Genomic DNA, 17,726 nt, shown 5'->3' on the forward strand with positions numbered 1-17,726 from the left:
CTTGGGCTCGCGCGCGCTCAGCGCACCGACAGCAGGTCGCGCGGGTTGTCCACGAGGATCCGCCGGACGTCCCCGTCGCCGAGGCCCTGCTTCGCGAGAAGGGGGACGAACGTGGTCAGGACGGCGCTGTAGGCCACGTCGTTCGCCGGGTGGCCCTTGGCGACGCCGGTCGCGTTGCTCGAGAGCAGGATCCGGTCGCCGTGACCGGCCTCGACCAGCTCGATGACCAGGGCGGCGCGCTCGGCGTCGGTGACGTGGGTGTCGTCCTCGGTGTCGCCGGTGCCCTCGGCGCCCACGTGGTCGAGGGCGACGTAGGCGCCGCGGGCCGCGACCTCGAACGGGGCGCCCGCCGCGACGGCGTCCCTGCGGTCGAGCCCGCCGACGACGACGCGGCCGGCCGGCAGCTTCTCGTCCAGGACGACCTCGAGGTCGCGCACGGCGTCGTTCCCGAAGCGGATGGACACCGGGACACCGGTGGCCAGGGCGGCCCGGGCCGCGCCGCGGAACAGGCTCTCGTCGGTCGCGGTCATGCCCGCGAGGGTCGCGGCCGTGGCCACGAGGCCCGCGGCGCCCCGGCGCTCGACACGCGGGACCACCATGCCCTCGGTGACCTCCTTGGCGAAGAGGTCGGCGAACTTCTCGGCCGGCCAGGGGGTCGGCGGGTTGGTCTGCGGCGTCAGGAAGTAGCCGCCGAGCATCTCCTCGGGGCCCTGACCCGTCGACGCGACGATGTGCACGCCGGTCGTGCGCGAGAGGGTCTCGTAGAGCCGCACATCGCGTCCGTGGAACATGCCGGTGCTGTCGACGATCGTGCCGCCGCCGTGCCGGCGGAAGTCCTTCAGCTTCCCGGCCAGGGTCTCGAAGATCTCGGCCCGGTCGAGGGTGACGTCGAACCCGTACTGCGCTCCGGGGAACACCGACAGCAGGGCCTCGTGAACCGCGGCGACTCCCAGCTCCTGCGCGGGAACGGGGCCGAGGACGGTGTTGACGGTGTTGCCGGTGGAGTTCCCGGCAGTCTGGGCGCCCGTCACTGGCACTCCTTTCGGTCTCGGCGAGTGACCGCGGTCACGCCGCATCTGGAATGGTGTCAGTTAGCTTTACAGCACGTCAAGCGTGTTATCTGCAAGTAAATTAGATTTTCCTGGAGTACGGTACAGGTCGAGACCCCCGCCCGAAGCGGGGACCTCGGCTCGGCCCGGCGGCTTCCGGGTCACCCGGCGGGGACGGGCTCCTCATCGGTCAGAGGCTCCTCGACGCCGGCGCGCTGCGTGCCGAAGAGCCCGAAGAGCGTCAGAGCCGCGGCGGCGGCGGCACAGAGGCCGGCGACCAGGAACGCGAGGCTGTAGGCGCCGCCCAGCGACTCGGCCGCGAGCGCGCGGAGGCTCTCCGGCATCGGCACCGGCGGCATGGCCGGACCGGCGCCGGGCACGACCGGCATCGAGTTGATCGCCATGGCGCCGCCGCCGTGCGCGATCCCCCCGGCGATGTCGGTGTACGGCGGCGTGAGCCCGGACCCGCCGATCGCCCTGCCGAGACCGGCGGTCAGGTCGCCGTTCGCCCGGCTGACCGCGAACGCGGCGATGAGCACCGGGCCGAGAGCGAAGCCGAAGTCGCGGAGCAGGTTGGTGGTGGCGCTGGCCATGCCGGCGAGCCGCAGCGGAACGGTGTTGATCGCGACGGCCGTGATCGAGCCGACGGTGAGCGCGAAGCCGACGCCGAGGGCCAGCATCGGGCCGATGAACCGCGTCCAGTCCATGTCGTGGACGTCGAACGTCGAGCACCAGACGCCGCTGACGGCGATGAGGGCGAAACCGGCGGTGAGCACCCAGCGAGGCGAGAAGTTCCGGATCAGGTGGGAGACGGCCGGCACCAGCACGAAGGCCGGCCCCTGGATGAACAGGAACAGCACGCCGACCCGCAGAGCGCTCTGGTGCTGGACGGCGCCGAGCCAGATGCTCACCGAGTAGCACGTCGCGAGGAACGCGAACATGCCGACCACCGTCGCGATCGCGACGACCGCGTACGAACGGTTGGCGAAGACGCCCAGGTGCAGCAGCGGGACGCGGGTCCGCAGCTCGATGGCGATGAAGGCGCCGAGGAGCACGAGGCCCGCGACGAAGGCACCGATGATCTCGGGACGGGCGAAGCCTGCTTCGGAGCCCTGCGTGGCGGCGAAGAGGATGGCGATCAGGCCGAGGGCCAGTGTGACCTGACCCGGGATGTCCAGCTTGCGCCCCTCCGGGGCCGAGGAGTCGGCGGCGAACCGCGTGATGACGATCGAGACGACCGCCGCCGCGATGACCACGAGGTACGACGTCCGCCAGTCGCCCTCCGCGGCCAGCCATCCGCCCAGCAGCGGGGAGATCGCCGCACCGATCGAGAGGAAGCCGGCCCAGACGGCGATGGCCTTGGAGCGGGCCTCCTGCGACGGGCTGACCGCGGCCATCATGGCGAGCGAGATCGGATAGAGGATCGCAGCTCCGAGACCCGCGACGACCTGCCCGATCCACAGGATCTGGACGGTTCCGGCGAGGGCGCTGACGAGCGAGCCGGCCACGGTCAGCAGAGCACCGGCCTGCAGCAGCCGCTTGCGGCCGAACAGGTCACCGATGACGCCGGTGGTCAGCTCGAAGACGACCATGGGGATGGCGAAGGCGGCCGTGACCCAGGTCAGTTCGGCGCCGGTGGTCTGGAACTCCTGCTGGAAGGTGCCATTGAGCGCGCCGGGCAGCGAGTACGCCACCTGCGCGAGGAGTACGGCGAAGCAGCCGGCGACCACCGTTGCGGTGTAGCCCTGCTTGCGCGCAGCGGTCTGCGTCATTGCGGAGTGCTTCCTTGTCCACGGGCCGGGCGATGGGTTCCGGCCCCCGGGATCGGCCACCCGATGTGGGCTCGATTTCCCGTTGGCTGTGCAAGGTGGCACATCACTTGACGCGACGTCAACCAATTGAGCAGTATGTATTCACAACAGTCAGCGAGAGCGGAACGCGGCCGGGGTGCCCTATGCTGACGGGCATGGCGAGGCTTCGTGCGGCACAGAAGGAGATGACGCGGAAGCTCCTGTTGGATGCCGGTCTGGACCTGTTCGTGTCGAAGGGCTACGCGACGGCGACGGTCGACGACATCGCGTCGGCGGCGGGGACGACGCGGGTGACCTTCTACGCGCACTTCCCCTCGAAGGTCGAGCTGATGAAGGCTCTCATCTCGGAGCGGCTCAACGCCGCGCTCGACCGGGTCCCCTCAGCCGAGCACGGGTCGACCGAGCGTGAGCTGGTCGCGGTGGTCGAGGACGGCTCGCGGGAGCGGATCCGCGCGTGGCTCGCCTCGACCTCACAGCGTTGGGATGAGATCCGCCCCTACACCACGACCGCCTTCGAGGCCGCGGCCGTGGACCCCGCGATCCGCGCGCTCCTCGACGAGTGGCTGAACGAGGCCATCGGCGACATCAAGGAGGGGCTCGACCGTGCCGGCCGGTTCCCGGCCGGCACCCGCCACTTCCGCAGCGTCATCGCCATCACCGAGCTCGACTACGTCGCGCGCCACTGGACGCCGGGGACCTGGGGCGTCGGGCACGACGAGATGCTGGACGTCCTCACCGAGAGCTGGGTCGGCTCGATCGGGCGCCACTGAGCAGACCGAAGCCGATCAGGCGGGAGACTGATCAGGCCGGAGACGCCGACAGAGTCGCGTCGACGGGGTCACCGTCAACGGAGTCGAGTGGAATCGGCGTGAACATCGGCGGCTCCTCCTCCGGCGTCAGCGCCGTGGGGCCGTAGATCCAGTCGGTGAAGGAGTAGTCGTAGGTGTCGCGGGCCCGCAGCAGCGTGTTGCGCCGGAGGCGGGGCACGCCGTCCAGGTGCCACAGCTCGCCCCAGGCGCGGGCCGTGGTCAGGACGCGCCGGCAGTGCTCGGGGCGCACGGCCTCGTAGGCCGCCAGGGCACCCTGCCAGTCGATCGTGCCGTCCCCGGCGCGGCGGGCGGCGACGTGCCTGGCGAGCACCCAGCCGTCCTCTATGGCCATGATCGCGCCCTGCGCCATGTACTGCAGCGGCGGGTGGGCGGCGTCGCCGAGCAGCGCGATGTTGCCGTCGACCCAGGTCATGATGGGATCGCGATCGAACATCCGCCACCAGCGGTCACGCCACATCAGCGGGATGCCGGCCCGCACCTCCGGACAGGTCGCGGCGAAGGCGGCGTCCAGCTCGTCGGGCGTGCCCCAGTCCTCCTCGCCCGCGCGGGCCTTGGGGGACTCGAAGACCGCGACCTGGTTGAGCATCTCGCCGCCGCGCAACCCGTACTGCACGAAGTGGCAGCCCGGGCCGACGTGGACCGAGACCTCGCTGAGGTCGACGTCCCGGCCGGCCTGCTCGATGGGCACCGCGGCACGGTAGGCGACGTAGGAGGAGCTGACCGGCTCGTCCTCGACCAGGAGCCGGCGCGCGACCGAGTGCAGGCCGTCGGCGGCGATGACGATACGGGCCTCGTCCGTGCGGCCGTCCGCCAGCAGCACCCGGGCGCCGGACGCGGTGTTCTCGTAGCCGCTGACGCGGGCGTCGGTGACCAGGCCGACTCCCGCGCTCCGGCAGGCGCGCAGGAAGATGCCGTGCAGGTCGCTGCGGTGGATGACCATGTACGGGAAGCCGTAGGTGCGTTGCAGGTCGACCAGGTCCAGCCGGGTCAGCTCGCGACCGTCGACGGCGTCGCGCATCACCATGCTCTTCGGCACCACGCCGAGGCTCTTGGCCTCCTCCAGCAGGCCGTAGTCATGCAGGATCCGGGTGCAGTTGGGCGCGATCTGCAGGCCGGCGCCGACCTCGCCGAACTCGCGCGCCTGCTCCAGCACGCGCACCCGCAGGCCCGCGCGGGCCAGGGCGAAGGCCGCGCTCAGGCCGCCGATGCCGCCTCCGACGACCAGGACGTCGACGGGGCCGGCGGAGGTGGTGGATGTCGTCACGCTGCTCTCCTCGATGGCCGGGACGCTCACAGCCACGCCGGCAGGGCCGGCGCGAGGGAGCCGTCGGGGGTGGTCAGGGTGTGCGGGCGTCCGGCGAGGTACGCCACGACCTCGGCGAGCGGGCCGCCGGCGGTGACGGGCTCGCCCTCGCCGGGCAGCTCCCAGCGGTCGCCGGTGTCGGTGGCGGCCAGGACGACCGCGGGACCCGCGGCGCCGCCGCGCTTGGCGGCGATGTCGTCGGCCAGGGCGGTCAGGAATCCGGCCGGCAGGTCGGTGAAGGCGACGCCGGAGGCCAGGTCGACGGCGTGGACGCAGACCTCGCGGGAGCGCAGCCAGGGGATCTCGGTCGCGGGGACGGTACGGCCCTGGGCGGTGACGACCTCGGCGTTCCACCGGTCGTCGTCCAGCCCGGCGATGCCCGCGGCGAGCCGCCCGGCGGACGTGTCCAGCCAGGCGGCCAGCTCGGCGGCCGGCTTGCGGGAGCCGGCCTCGATGTCGGCGTCACGCTGCCGGGGCGAGGAGTACATCGGGGTCTTCTCGCCGGTGGCGGCCCAGCGCACCAGGTTGCTCAGTGCGTCGGCGTTCGCCGCCACGTGGGCCACCAGGTGCTTGCGGGTCCAGCCGGGGAGCCCGGAAGGGGCGAGGTACTCCTCCTCGCCCCACCCGGCGACGGTGGCGAGGAACAGCTCGGTGCCCGTCTCGCTCCAGCCGAGGGTGTCGCCGAAGGTGCGGCGCATCAGGCCGCCCCGTCCTTGGCCACGGTGTTGTCGAGCCGGCCGATGCCCTGGATCTCCGCGACGACGCGCTCGCCGCCGGTCAGGTAGCGCTTGGGGTCGCGGGCGTGGCCGACGCCGCCGGGGGTGCCGGTGGCGATGACGTCGCCGGGGTTGAGGCGCACGACGGTCGATACGTACTCGACCAGCGCGACCGGGTCGAAGAGCAGGTCGCCGGTGGTGTCGCGCTGCATGACCTCGCCGTCGACGCTGAGGCTGACCTCCAGCTCGGGGCGTACGCCGCCGGGCAGTTCGTCGGGCGTGACGAGGTAGGGGCCGACGGGGGTGGAGGAGTCCCACATCTTGCCCTGCAGCCACTCGCGCGTGCGGAACTGCCAGTCGCGGCAGGTGATGTCGTTGAGGACGGTGAAGCCGGCGATCGCGGCCTCGGCCTCGGTGTCCTTGACCCGGCGGACCCGCTTCCCGATCACGACGGCGAGTTCCACCTCCCAGTCGAACTCCGCGGTCTCCTCGGGACGGGCGATGTCGTCGCCGGCGCCGATCAGGCAGTCGGCGAACTTGGCGAACAGGGTGGGGTACCGCGGCAGGTCGCGGCCCATCTCCTGGATGTGGTTCCGGTAGTTCAGGCCCACGCAGACGACCTTCGAGGGCCGCGGGACCACCGGGGCGAAGTCCGCGCCGTCGACCGGGTACGTCGTGGCGGTGCCGGCGTCGACGGCGGCTGCCGCGGCGGCCCAGTCATCCCGGGAGAGGAGTTCGCCGAGGTCGGCGGCGCCGAGGTCGACCAGCCGGTCGCCGTCGAGCCGTACGGCGCGGGTCGAGCCGTCGACGCGGAGGGTGGCGAGCTTCATCGGGTGGTCCCTTCGATATGAGTGCGGTTGAGCTGCAGGGCCTCGAAAACCGGGGAGTCGCTGAACCGGAACAGGTCCAGCGCGCCGGAGTCGGAGTCGGTGGAGCCCGCCTCGGACCGGGCCGAGAAGGGCTGCCAGGACGGGACGGCGAACAGGTCGCCGCGGGTGACCGTCCAGGTCCTGTCGCCGGCGGTCACGGTTCCCGAGCCGTCGAAGACCTGGTAGACGGACGAGCCGGTCTCGCGGACCGGGGCGGTCTCGGCGCCGCGCGCGATGCGGTGCATCTCGGCGCGGAGCGTGGGGAGCACGTCGGCGCCCGTGGCGGGGTTGGTGTAGCGGACCGCGGCGTGGCCGGGCTCGACCGTGCCGCCGAAGCCCTCGGCCTCCAGGGCGAGCTGGTCGGCCAGGGCGCGGTCGGTGAACTCCCACTTGTAGGACAGCAGCGGGGTGCCCGGGGTGAGCTCCCCGGCCGGCAGCGGGCGCAGGCCGGGGTGTCCCCACAGCCGCTCGGAGCGCGACCGCTCGGGGGTGATCCGCTCGGCGTCGCTGATCTCGTCGCGGCCGAACTCGAAGAACTGCGTCTCGGTGACGTACTGGAAGGGGATGTCCAGGCCGTCGATCCAGGCCATCGGCTCGCTCGTCGCGTTGTGGTGGGCGTGCCAGTTCCAGCCGGCCTGCGGGAGGAAGTCACCGCGGCGCATCGGGACCGCGTCGCCGCCGACGACCGTCCACACGCCCTCGCCCTCGACGACGAAGCGGAAGGCGTGCTGCGTGTGGCGATGCTCCGGAGCGTCCTCCCCGGGCATCAGGTACTGGATCGCGGCCCACAGCGTGGGCGTCGCGAAGGGCCGTCCGCCCAGTGCGGGATTGGCCAGCGCGATCGCCCGCCGCTCTCCCCCGCGGCCGACCGGGACCAGGTCGCCGGCCTGCGCGGCGAGCCGCCGCAGGTTCTCCCACCGCCACAGGTGCGGCACCGCGCGCGATCGGGGACGCGCTGGCATCAGGTCGCCGATCTCCGTCCACAGCGGCACGAGCAGCTCCTGCTCGAAACCGCGGTAGAGGTCTTCGAGCGCGGGGGTGACGTCGGGCTGGTCCGGCGCGTCGATCGCACGGAGCCGCACCGGGGACTCTGGCGTGGTCGCAGCAGTGCTCATACGGCTAATGTTGCTGCTGTAACGCGATGAAGAACGCCGAATTCTGCTTTGCAGAATCGAGGATCCCGTGAGCAAGCCGCTGAAGAATCCGCCGACCTACCTGATCAATAGTGTGGACCACGCCCTGCGGATCGCCGCGATGCTTCAGCTGGAGGGCGAGCTGACCGTCTCGGAGGTCGCCGATCGGCTGGGCGTGGCCCGCTCCACCGCGCACCGGCTGCTCGCGATGCTGGTCTACCGGGACTTCGCGGTCCAGGACGAGCGGCGCCTCTACCGGGCCGGTCCGGTCCTGGAGCTCGCGGCCCACTCACCCTCGGCCGCCTCCCGCCTGCGGGCGGCGGCCCTGCCACACCTGCACCGGCTGGTCGGCATGCTCGACGAGTCCGCCAACCTGGCGGTCCGCACCGGGGACACGGTCCGGTTCATCGCCAGCGTCGAGTGCTTCCAGAGCCTGCGGGTGGGCTCCCGCGAGGGCATGGTGTTCCCGGCCCACCACACCACGACGGGGCTGCTGCTGCTGGCGGAGCTGACCGACGAGGAACTCAAGGCGGTCTACCCGGCCGAGCGGCACGCCGACCGGCCCGCCGACCGGCTCACCACGCGGCCCGACCTGGACCGGCTGCGTGCCGAGCTGGCCCAGGTGCGGCGTAAGGGCTTCGCGCTCAACCAGGGCCGCTCGGAACGCGGCGTGGTGGCACTCGGCGTGCCGGTCAGGGACCCGGACGGAACCGCCCTCGCCGGTCTGTCGGTGTCGATGCCGAGCGGACGCTACGACAAGCGTCGGCTGCCGTCACTGGTCGACATTCTTTCCCGTGTCGCGAGCGCCGTGGAGGCCGATCTGGGCCGCGCCGTCTGAACAGGTGCCGGCGCCCGCTCACCGGCGGCCCGGCGCGCCCGCGTCCCCTCGGCAGGAGCGCGGCGATGACCAGCGCGGCGACCGCCGCGACGGTCGCCGTGATCAGCGCGAGCCGCAGTCCCTCTCGGGACGGCAGCGAGAAGGCCCCGGCCGGCACGATGTGGGCCGCCAGGACGGCGCTGATCACCGCGCTGGCCGAGGCCGTGCCGATGGAGCGCATGAGCGAGTTGAAGCCGTTGGCGGCGGCGGTCTCGGAGGCGGGCACCGCGCCCATGATCGAGGCGGGCATCGCGGAGTAGCCGAGGCCGGCCCCGGAGGACGCGATGGTCGCGGCGAGCACGATGTGCCAGACCTCGTCCATCAGCAACAGCGCGACGGCGTAGCCGGCGACCGTGCACAGGGCGCCGATCATGAGCGTCACCCGGGGCCCGTACGTGCCGGTGAGACGGGCCGAGACCGGCGAGAGCACCATCATCATCGCGCCGCCGACGGCCATGCACAGCCCGGCCTCGAACAGGGACAGTTCCAGGCCGTAACCGGTGACGCCCGGGGCCTGGAGCACCTGCGGGAACACCAGGCTGGGCCCGAACATGGCGAATCCGAACGCGATCGACGCGACGTTCGTGATCAGCACCTCACGCCGGGCGGTCGCCCGCAGGTCGACCAGCGGATCGGCCACCCGCAGCTCCACGAACCCCCACACGAGGAGGATCACCGCCGACGCGGCGAACAGCCCCAGGGTGAGAGGGCTGTCCCAGCCCCAGCCGCCGCCCTTGCTCACCGGCAGCAGCAGGCACACCAGGCCCGCCGACAGCCCCGCGGCGCCGAGGAAGTCGAACCGTCCGCCCGTCCGTAGCGGGGAGGCGGGCACCAGCGCGAGGGTGAGGACGAGGCCCACCGCTCCCATGAGGGCCGCCGCCAGGAAGAGCATGTGCCAGTCGACGAGCTGCACGACGAGGGCGCCGAGCGGCAGCCCGAGCGCGCCGCCGGCGCCCAGGGTGGCGCTCATCAGCGCCATGGCCGAGCCGAGCCGCTCGGGCGGCAGCAGGTCGCGCATGATGCTGATGCCCAGCGGGATGACGCCGACGGCGCAGCCCTGCAGCGCCCGCCCGATAACCACCACGAGCAGCGAGTCGCCGACCACGCAGACGAGCGAGCCGGCGACCATCAGCGTGAGGCTGATCACCACCATGCGGCGCTTTCCGTACATGTCGCCGAGCCGTCCGCTCACCGGCGTGAACACGGCCGAGGACAGCAGCGTGACGGTGACGACCCAGGAGGCGTCCTCCGCCGGGGCCGACAGCAGGCGGGGCAGGTCGGGGATGACGGGCACCACCAGGGTGAACATCATCGAGACGATCATGCCGCTGAACGCCAGCGCACCGGTGACGACACCGGATCTGGCACCCGTGATGGGCGTCGCCACCGTACTCCTTCCGTCGAGGACGATTCGCCACCCTAGCCGTCCGGCCACGTGGAGTCCCGGTCGGTCCCGGCCACCGACCGGTCAGCGGTTGCGGAAGAGGGGTCCCGTTTCTCGAGGAAGGCCCGGATCGCCTCGCGGGTGTCCTCGGTGGTCCCGTTGAGGTTCTGGGCGTTCGCCTCCTCGTCCGCCGGCGCACGGCTGCTCATCAGCGACGAGCCGCCGCTCGGGCTCGCCCAGATCGTGACCGTGGAGATCATGGAGGCGTTCCGGCGCCTCCGGCGGGAGGGCACGACCGTGGTGCTCGTCGAGGAGAAGGCGCGGGACGTCCTCATCGTCGCCGATCAGGTCGGCGCCCTGCAGACCGGTCACCTCCGTTGGGTGAGCGACCGGTCGGACGTCCACGAGCAGCGCGTCGCCGCCGCCTACCTCGGCATGTCCGCCGTCGTCCACTGACCTCGTACGCGGGGCGAGCCACGACTCGCCCCGGCAGGCCGGGGAGGAGATCACCAAGATCCTCGGCGACCTGTCGGAGCTCACCGGCGAGAGTGCGCGGCATCAACGGCAACGTCGTCACTCTGCTCCTGGGACAAGAACCCGTGGATGTTCAGCACATCGGGCCAGGGGTCGTGCCCGCAGGTGCTGCCGGGCAAGACGGCCGGCACCACGTCCTCGCTTGAATCGCCTCGCGCATCATGTCCTCCGGCGCCAACGTGGTGTCGGCCAGCGTCACCGCGCCGGCGCACGCCCGAGGGACGCGCCGCCGAAGTCCTCCACCGCGCCTTCCGGGCCATGCAGTACAACCGCGGCTGGGCGCACGCCGCGCTCAGCGCCTACCACATCCCCAAAGCGCTGGACGAGCAGCCGGACGACACGCCGCTGATCAGATCCGAGGACGCCACCACACTGCCTCATGGCCCTCGCCGCCTGGGGGCCGGCGCACCACACCACGGCCGCCGAGTACCGCGCGCTGCACATGCTCGAATCCCTGTGGAGCAGCAGCGTCATCAGCTGGCTCAACGGTCACATGACGCCGGAATACGTCGAGGACCGCCTGAAGTTCGCCGCCAAGCGCCTGCTCCCGGCCGAGTCCTCGACGGACAGGCGACAGAGTCACGCGGATGCCGAGCCGGCCGCCATGGAGGTGCAGCCGGCATCCGCCCTGTGACCGTTTCGGGTGACACGGCGAAGCGGCCGCCCGGGATTCGTCTTCGCCGCCGTGAACCTCCTCACTGGTGACTCTCCGAGGTGGCGGCACCAGGGACGTGGTGTCTGTCCGCCGGACCGCCCCGCACCATGGCCGCCGGGTGGTGGCCCCCGGCCTGTTGTTAGCGTTAACATTCCCCCCTGTCGTCGTTCTCCGCCGGCTGGTCGCAGCAGGTCGGATCCAATACGAGACGAACAGGCGACGTCAAGGGCGGAACCTTCCGCCCGCAGCGGGGCGACGGACGGGCGTACGTTCCATCAGGCGTTTCAGGGGTCGCCGTGGGTGACGGCGCGAGCGTCACTCTGAAACTTTCGCAGGGGACTTGACACATTTCGGCATGATTTCCAGACTGTGTCCTCAAGGCGGCTTCCTCCTGCCCTGTGGTGGTGTGCGGTGAGGACCGCCGTTCGCGACGCCCTGGTGGTGTGCGTTCCCTGATCACGGGACGCGGCGTCGATCGCGCGAGGTGACCCTCGCGTGTCCGCTTTTCATACAACGGCTCCGTCGTCGCGGGCTGGCTCCGCAGCATCCGGGTTCACCGCGAACGGCATCGCGACACCTGACCGCTGCCCGCACCAGCCCCGATGGCGGCCGGACATGATGATGAGGAGATTTCGAATGCGTCTGCCCTGGCGAGCGCGGTCACCGCGCCCCTCCGCCGCCGCCACCGCGACACCGCCCCGGCGGGCCTCGCGCCGCGGCCTCGCGATCGGCTCCATTCCGGTCCTGCTGGCCGGAGCCGGCGCCCTGATGACCACACAGCCCGCCCAGGCCGCCGTCGCCTGCCGGGTCGACTACACCATCAGTTCGAGCTGGCCGGGCGGCTTCAACGCCAACGTCACCATCAACAACCTCGGTGACGCGGTCAACGGCTGGCGGCTGACCTGGTCCTTCGGCTCCGGCGAGCAGATCACCCAGATCTGGAACGCCACCCACACCCAGTCCGGCTCGTCGGTGACCGCCACCAACGTCTCCTACAACGGGAGCATTCCGAGCGGCGGCAACACGACCTTCGGATTCAACGGTTCCTCGAACGGCTCCAGCACGGTGCCCACCTCGTTCTCCCTGAACGGTGTGGCCTGCACCGGCAGCCCGGGCTCGCCCAGCCCCTCCCCGACGCAGTCGCCGTCGCAGTCGCCGTCGCAGTCGCCGTCGGCCTCCCCGTCCCCGTCTCCGTCCCCGTCTCCGTCCCCGTCGGTGACGCCGACCGGCACGTGCAACCTGCCGTCGACGTACCGCTGGACCTCGACGGGCGCGCTGGCGACTCCGAAGTCGGGCTGGGTCTCGCTCAAGGACTTCACCAACGTCGTCTACAACGGCAAGCACCTCGTCTACGCGACGACGCACGACACCGGGTCGAGCTGGGGGTCGATGGCCTTCAGCCCCTTCACGAACTGGTCCGACATGGCCTCGGCCACCCAGACCAAGATGAACTTCTCCACTGTCGCGCCCACGCTGTTCTACTTCGCCCCCAAGAACATCTGGGTGCTGGCCTACCAGTGGGGCGGGACCGCCTTCTCCTACCGGACCTCCAGCGACCCCACCAACCCCAACGGCTGGTCGGCGCAGCAGACCCTGTCCACCGCGAGCATCTCCGGCTCCGGCACCGGCCCCATCGACCAGACGCTCATCGGTGACGGCCAGAACATGTACCTGTTCTTCGCCGGGGACAACGGCAAGATCTACCGGTCCAGCATGCCCATCGGGAACTTCCCGGGCAACTTCGGCTCCAACTACACGACGATCATGAGCGACACGACGAACAACCTGTTCGAAGGCGTCGAGGTCTACAAGCTCCAGGGCCAGAACAAGTACCTGATGCTCGTCGAGTCGATCGGCTCGCAGGGCCGCTACTTCCGCTCCTACACGGCCACCAGCCTGGACGGGACGTGGACCCCGCAGGCCACGAGCGAGAGCAACCCCTTCGCCGGCAAGGCCAACAGCGGCGCCACCTGGACCAACGACATCAGTCACGGCGACCTGGTCCGCAACAACCCCGACCAGACCAAGACCGTCGACCCCTGCAACCTGCAGCTGCTCTACCAGGGTCGCAGCCCCAGCTCCGGCGGCGACTACGGCCTCCTGCCCTACCGGCCGGGCGTGCTGACGCTGCAGCGCTGACGGCGTGATCCAGGTCCGGCCCGATCGCGTCGACGGCGCACACCGAAGGCGGTGAGCGCCGACACGGCACGCGATCAGGGCCGGGCGGAACCGGCGTGGCGGGCTCGGTGCGCAGCCGAGCCCGCCACAGTCACGCGGAGAGCCCAGATCGTCCTGCTGTCCGAGGGCGGCGGTTCGCCTCCTGCCGCGGCACCGGCGGCCACGCCGATCACCCCAGGTCGTGGCCCAGCCGGGCCGCCAGTTCCCGTATGAGGTCGAGGGCGGCGTCGGTGATGACGGTGCCGGGCAGGAAGACGGCGGCGACCCCGGCGTCCAGCAGCGCGGGGACGTCGCCGGGCGGGATGACGCCGCCCACCACGATCATGATGTCGTCGCCGCCGGCGGCGGCCAGTTCCTTGCGCAGCGCGGGCACGAGCGTGAGGTGCCCGGCGGCCTGCGACGAGACTCCGACGATGTGCACGTCGGCCTCGACGGCCTGGCGGGCGACCTCGGCCGGGGTCTGGAACAGCGGGCCGACGTCCACGTCGAAGCCCAGGTCGGCGAACGCGGAGGCGATCACCTTCTGGCCACGGTCGTGGCCGTCCTGGCCCATCTTGGCCACCAGGATCCGGGGGCGCCGTCCCTCGGCCTCGGCGAAGCGGTCGCCGGCCTCGCGGACGGCGTCGGCCCCGGCGCCGATCTCCTGCCGGTACACCCCGGAGATCGTCTGCACGTTGGCCTGGTGCCGGCCGAACACCTTCTCCAGCGCCTCGGAGATCTCGCCCACGGTGGCGTGCGCCCGGGCCGCGTCCACGGCCAGGGCGAGCAGGTTGCCGTCGGAGGTCGCCCCGCGGGTGAGCGCGTCCAGCGCGGCGCGTACGGCCTCGGGGTCGCGTTCGGCCCGCAGCCTGCGCAGCCGCTCGATCTGCCGGGCGCGTACGGCGGTGTTGTCGACCTTGAGCACCTCCACCTCCGGCTCGGCGTCGGTGCGGTACTTGTTGACGCCGATGACGGGCTGGACGCCGGAGTCGATGCGGGCCTGCGTGCGGGCGGCGGCCTCCTCGATGCGGAGCTTCGGCAGCCCCCGGTCGATGGCCCGCGCCATGCCTCCCGCCGCCTCGACCTCGGCGATGTGCTGCCGCGCCTTGGCCGCGAGCTGCCGGGTGAGGGTTTCGACGTAGTAGGAGCCGCCCCAGGGGTCGATCACCCGGGTGGTGCCCGACTCGTGCTGGAGCACGAGCTGGGTGTTGCGGGCGATCCGCGCGGAGAAGTCGGTCGGCAGGGCGAGCGCCTCGTCCAGGGCGTTGGTGTGCAGCGACTGGGTGTGCCCCTGGGTGGCCGCCATGGCCTCCAGGCAGGTGCGCACCACGTTGTTGTAGACGTCCTGGGCGGTCAGCGACCAGCCGGAGGTCTGGGAGTGGGTGCGCAGCGCCAGCGACTTCGGGTCCTTCGCGCCGAAGTCCTTCACCAGGTCCGACCACAGCAGCCGGGCGGCGCGGAGCTTGGCGACCTCCATGAAGAAGTTCATGCCGATGCACCAGAAGAACGACAGCCGCGGCGCGAAGGCGTCGATGTCGAGACCGGCGGCGGTTCCGGCGCGCAGGTACTCCACCCCGTCGGCCAGGGTGTAGGCCAGCTCCAGGTCGCAGGTGGCCCCGGCCTCCTGCAGGTGGTAGCCGGAGATGGAGATGGAGTTGAAGCGCGGCATGTGCGCCGAGGTGTAGGCGAAGATGTCGGAGATGATCCGCATCGACGGGCCCGGCGGGTAGATGTAGGTGTTGCGGACCATGAACTCCTTGAGGATGTCGTTCTGGATGGTCCCATTCAGCCGCTCCGGCTTCACCCCCTGCTCCTCGGCGGCCACGATGTACAGCGCCAGGATCGGCAGGACCGCGCCGTTCATCGTCATCGACACGCTCATGCGGTCCAGCGGGATGCCGTCGAACAGGATCCGCATGTCGAGGATCGAGTCGATCGCCACCCCCGCCATGCCCACATCACCGGCGACGCGCGGGTGGTCGGAGTCGTACCCCCGGTGCGTGGCAAGGTCGAAGGCCACCGACAGGCCCTTCTGCCCGGCCGCCAGGTTCCGCCGGTAGAACGCGTTGGACTCCTCCGCCGTCGAGAACCCGGCGTACTGCCGGATCGTCCACGGCCGGGTCACGTACATCGCCGGGTACGGCCCGCGCACGTACGGCGCGATGCCGGGATAGGTGCACGGGTCGTACTCCCCCGCCGCGGCCGACGCCTCCAGATCCACGGGCGTGTAGAACGGCGCGATCGGGATGCCCTCCGGGCTGTCCCACGCGGTCCCGCCGAGCTCGGACGGCGTGTCCGGGCGCCCGGACCCGGTCAGCGGCACCCCTCGGAAGTCCGGGATCATACGTCCACCTCCAGATCCGCGAGGGTCCTGCGCAGCACGTCCATCACGTCGCACCCCGCGTACAGGTTTCCGTCCACGCCGTCGTATCGGCCCTTGCCGGCCAGCCAGACCCTGACCGCGCCCGCCTTCCGCAACGCGTGCGCGACGGCGGACGCGTGCTCGGCGTACAGCGCGTCACTGGAGCACAGGCACGCCACCGCGCCTCCGCTCGCGGCGAACTCTTTCGCGATCACGGCCGGGTCGGTGGCCGGGCTCGACGTGACCGTCTCGACGCCACCGGCCTGGAACAGCCCCGCCGCGAACGACACCCGGGCCGCGTGCTCGCCCACCGGGCCGACGGCGGCCAGGAACACCTTCGGCCGGACGGGCAGGGCCTCGGCCCGGTCGCGCAGGTCCTCGAACTCCTGGGCCTGGCGGACACTCGGCAGTGCTCCCGCGGGTGGCCGTGGTGCGTGGGCGAGCGTGGGCGCCTTCTCGGACAGGTCGGGGAACTGGCTGACACCGACGATCGGCGCCTTCCGGCGCGCGATGTCGCGTGCCCTGCTCTCCCCGGTACGCGCGATCCTCGCCCGCACGAGTCCCGAGGCGAGCGCCGCGGCCATCCCGCCCGCCTCCTCGATCTCCTGGAACCACTCCCAGGCCTTCTCCGCGAGGTCGGCGGTGAGCCGTTCCACGTACCAGGACCCGGCCGCCGGGTCGGTCACCCTGGCCACCTGGCCCTCCTCCACCAGCAAGGTGGAGGTGTTGCGGGCGATGCGGCGGGAGAAGCCGTCCGGCAGGCCGAGCGCGTCGTCGAACGGCCGCACGGTCACCGCGTCGGCCCCGCCCACGCCCGCCGCGAAACACGCCAGCGTCGTACGCAGCATGTTCGTCCACGGGTCCCGCCGGGTCATCATCGCCGCCGAGGTCACCGCGTGCTGGAACTGACCGGGTGGTCCACCGCAGACCTCCGCGACCCGCGCCCACAGCACCCGGGCCGCCCGCAGCTTCGCGATCGTCGCGAACTGGTCGGCGGTCGCGGCGTACCGGAACTCCACCTGGCCGAAGGCCTCACGCACACCGAGCCCGTGGCCGGTGAGCGCCCGCAGGTAGGCCAGGCCCGTCGCGATCGAACAACCGAGCTCTTCGGCGTCGCCGCCGCCGGCCTCGTGGTAGGCCGTCGCGTCGACGACGACCGCGCGCATCCCGGGCAGGTCGCGGGCACAGCGCCGCGCGAGCTCGGCCATCCCGGCGAGACCGGATTCGACAGGCGCCCGGCGGCTCAGGGGATCGGCCCCGAGGCAGCCCCTCAGCGACGAGGAGGGGACGCCGCGCCGTGCGGCCAGCGACAGCAGCGCGTCCGCCGCCTCCCGGGTCCGGTCGCCCGCGTCCAGCGTGATCGAAATCCAGCCCGTACGTACGCGGTCGAGGACGCGGGGCAGTTCCTCCGGGGCGACGGCCAGCCAGAGCGAGTCGACGCCGTTCTCCAGATCGGTCAGCACGGCCTCCGGATCGGCGACCTCGTGCCGCTGCCGCACCTCCCATGGGCCGCCGAGACCGCGACCCCCGGGTGCGTACGGCGCGAGCCCGGGCAGCCCCGGCCTCTCGGGCAGGTCGGATACGTCGTGCAGCGGGGCGACGGTGATGCCGTCGTAGGTCGTGCTCGCCAGCGCCTGTTCGGGCGAGTCCGTCTCCCGGCCCGACCGGCGCAGGACCTCCCGCGCCAGCTCGCGCCACTGCTCCCGGGTGGCGGAAGGGAAACCGGCGCTCACGCCTCCTCCTCGCCTGACGGCTCGGGTCGCGTCGTGCCGGAGGCGCGCAGATGACCCAGCCGAATCGCACTGTGCCTACGTATTCGCTCGCTTCGCTCGCTCATGCCTGGTCCTTGATCTCGCAGATGACCGCGCCCGCGGCCACGGTGGCGCCGACGTCCGCGGACATGCCGACCACGGCTCCCGCCTTGTGGGCGGTGAGCGGTTGCTCCATCTTCATCGCTTCCAGGACGACGATCGTGTCGCCGGGCTCGACGGTGTCGCCGTCGGCGGCGACGACCTTGACGATCGTGCCCTGCATCGGGCTCACCAG

At 71.7% G+C, this 17,726-nt stretch carries 14 protein-coding genes and 1 pseudogene; 5 read left to right on the forward strand and 10 right to left on the reverse strand.

Going from position 1 to position 17,726, the window contains the following annotated elements; translation table 11 throughout:
• Window positions 1–17 precede the first annotated feature (17 nt).
• Both HHX41_RS38790 and HHX41_RS38795 read right to left on the reverse strand, forming a co-directional pair.
• Window positions 18–1,031, reverse strand: a complete 1,014-nt coding sequence (locus HHX41_RS38790) for a phosphotriesterase (RefSeq protein WP_310742373.1) — start codon at window positions 1,029–1,031, stop codon at window positions 18–20.
• Window positions 1,032–1,210: 179 nt separating this feature from the next.
• The gene (locus HHX41_RS38795) at window positions 1,211–2,821 is read right to left on the reverse strand and encodes an MFS transporter (RefSeq protein WP_182909922.1); all 1,611 of its coding nucleotides are present in this window, start codon (window positions 2,819–2,821) and stop codon (window positions 1,211–1,213) included.
• 194 nt (window positions 2,822–3,015) lie between these two features.
• On the opposite strand from HHX41_RS38795, the gene HHX41_RS38800 reads away from it, so the two are divergent.
• Window positions 3,016–3,630, forward strand: coding sequence for a TetR/AcrR family transcriptional regulator (locus HHX41_RS38800; protein WP_169988957.1), 615 nt, complete (start codon window positions 3,016–3,018; stop codon window positions 3,628–3,630).
• Between the two features lie 31 nt (window positions 3,631–3,661).
• On the opposite strand, the gene HHX41_RS38805 is transcribed toward HHX41_RS38800, so the two are convergent.
• The 4 genes from HHX41_RS38805 to HHX41_RS38820 are packed head-to-tail and all read right to left on the reverse strand — an operon-like array spanning window position 3,662 to window position 7,693.
• Window positions 3,662–4,954 carry an FAD-dependent oxidoreductase gene (locus tag HHX41_RS38805; RefSeq protein ID WP_182909923.1) on the reverse strand — a complete coding sequence of 431 codons (1,293 nt, stop codon included), beginning with the start codon at window positions 4,952–4,954 and terminating at the stop codon, window positions 3,662–3,664.
• 26 nt (window positions 4,955–4,980) lie between these two features.
• Entirely contained in the window at window positions 4,981–5,691 is a 711-nt protein-coding gene (locus HHX41_RS38810) for a maleylpyruvate isomerase family mycothiol-dependent enzyme (protein WP_182909924.1), read from the reverse strand.
• Window positions 5,691–6,539 (reverse strand): fumarylacetoacetate hydrolase family protein, encoded by an 849-nt coding sequence (locus HHX41_RS38815; protein ID WP_182909925.1) that lies wholly within the window; start codon window positions 6,537–6,539, stop codon window positions 5,691–5,693. The genes HHX41_RS38810 and HHX41_RS38815 overlap by 1 nt, the downstream gene beginning before the upstream one ends.
• Window positions 6,536–7,693, reverse strand: a complete 1,158-nt coding sequence (locus HHX41_RS38820; RefSeq protein WP_182909926.1) for a cupin domain-containing protein — start codon at window positions 7,691–7,693, stop codon at window positions 6,536–6,538. Before HHX41_RS38820 ends, HHX41_RS38815 begins: the two co-directional genes overlap by 4 nt.
• Before the next feature lie 112 nt (window positions 7,694–7,805).
• On the opposite strand from HHX41_RS38820, the pseudogene HHX41_RS40040 reads away from it, so the two are divergent.
• A pseudogene (locus HHX41_RS40040) lies at window positions 7,806–8,465 on the forward strand (IclR family transcriptional regulator); the annotation flags it as partial.
• Here the strand turns inward: HHX41_RS40040 and HHX41_RS38825 are convergent.
• Window positions 8,404–9,912 (reverse strand): MFS transporter, encoded by a 1,509-nt coding sequence (locus HHX41_RS38825; protein ID WP_182909935.1) that lies wholly within the window; start codon window positions 9,910–9,912, stop codon window positions 8,404–8,406. The pseudogene HHX41_RS40040 and the gene HHX41_RS38825 overlap by 62 nt on opposite strands.
• Before the next feature lie 210 nt (window positions 9,913–10,122).
• Between HHX41_RS38825 and HHX41_RS38830 the strand changes: the two genes are divergently transcribed.
• The 3 genes from HHX41_RS38830 to HHX41_RS38840 all read left to right on the forward strand — a co-directional run bounded on the left by HHX41_RS38830 (window position 10,123) and on the right by HHX41_RS38840 (window position 13,300).
• Complete coding sequence (locus HHX41_RS38830; RefSeq protein ID WP_182909927.1) at window positions 10,123–10,428, forward strand: ABC transporter ATP-binding protein; 306 nt, start codon at window positions 10,123–10,125, stop codon at window positions 10,426–10,428.
• A gap of 457 nt (window positions 10,429–10,885) precedes the next feature.
• The gene (locus HHX41_RS38835) at window positions 10,886–11,140 is read left to right on the forward strand and encodes a hypothetical protein (RefSeq protein WP_182909928.1); all 255 of its coding nucleotides are present in this window, start codon (window positions 10,886–10,888) and stop codon (window positions 11,138–11,140) included.
• A 657-nt stretch (window positions 11,141–11,797) separates the two neighbouring features.
• Entirely contained in the window at window positions 11,798–13,300 is a 1,503-nt protein-coding gene (locus HHX41_RS38840) for a non-reducing end alpha-L-arabinofuranosidase family hydrolase (protein ID WP_182909929.1), read from the forward strand.
• Window positions 13,301–13,508: 208 nt separating this feature from the next.
• Here HHX41_RS38840 and scpA read toward each other — a convergent pair whose 3' ends face one another.
• The 3 genes from scpA to HHX41_RS38855 all read right to left on the reverse strand — a co-directional run.
• Window positions 13,509–15,662, reverse strand: coding sequence for a methylmalonyl-CoA mutase (gene scpA, locus HHX41_RS38845; RefSeq protein WP_182909930.1), 2,154 nt, complete (start codon window positions 15,660–15,662; stop codon window positions 13,509–13,511).
• Window positions 15,659–17,413 (reverse strand): methylmalonyl-CoA mutase family protein, encoded by a 1,755-nt coding sequence (locus HHX41_RS38850; protein WP_182909931.1) that lies wholly within the window; start codon window positions 17,411–17,413, stop codon window positions 15,659–15,661. Before HHX41_RS38850 ends, scpA begins: the two co-directional genes overlap by 4 nt.
• A gap of 100 nt (window positions 17,414–17,513) precedes the next feature.
• Window positions 17,514–17,726, reverse strand: a 213-nt coding sequence (locus HHX41_RS38855; protein WP_310742375.1) for a biotin/lipoyl-containing protein, incomplete at its 5' end; no start/stop codon positions are given.

This window comes from Microbispora sp. H13382 (assembly GCF_014161445.1).
Taxonomy (GTDB): domain Bacteria; phylum Actinomycetota; class Actinomycetes; order Streptosporangiales; family Streptosporangiaceae; genus Microbispora.

What these genes read in the sequence shown, in the direction of transcription:
- HHX41_RS38795 (WP_182909922.1), bottom strand. Translation starts at nt 2,821, where the DNA reads ATGACGCAGACCGCTGCGCGCAAGCAGGGCTACACCGCAACGGTGGTC.
- HHX41_RS38800 (WP_169988957.1), top strand. Translation starts at nt 3,016, where the DNA reads ATGGCGAGGCTTCGTGCGGCACAGAAGGAGATGACGCGGAAGCTCCTG.
- HHX41_RS38810 (WP_182909924.1), bottom strand. Translation starts at nt 5,691, where the DNA reads ATGCGCCGCACCTTCGGCGACACCCTCGGCTGGAGCGAGACGGGCACC.
- HHX41_RS38815 (WP_182909925.1), bottom strand. Translation starts at nt 6,539, where the DNA reads ATGAAGCTCGCCACCCTCCGCGTCGACGGCTCGACCCGCGCCGTACGG.
- HHX41_RS38820 (WP_182909926.1), bottom strand. Translation starts at nt 7,693, where the DNA reads ATGAGCACTGCTGCGACCACGCCAGAGTCCCCGGTGCGGCTCCGTGCG.
- HHX41_RS38825 (WP_182909935.1), bottom strand. Translation starts at nt 9,912, where the DNA reads ATGATCGTCTCGATGATGTTCACCCTGGTGGTGCCCGTCATCCCCGAC.
- HHX41_RS38835 (WP_182909928.1), top strand. Translation starts at nt 10,886, where the DNA reads ATGGCCCTCGCCGCCTGGGGGCCGGCGCACCACACCACGGCCGCCGAG.
- HHX41_RS38840 (WP_182909929.1), top strand. Translation starts at nt 11,798, where the DNA reads ATGCGTCTGCCCTGGCGAGCGCGGTCACCGCGCCCCTCCGCCGCCGCC.
- scpA (WP_182909930.1), bottom strand. Translation starts at nt 15,662, where the DNA reads ATGATCCCGGACTTCCGAGGGGTGCCGCTGACCGGGTCCGGGCGCCCG.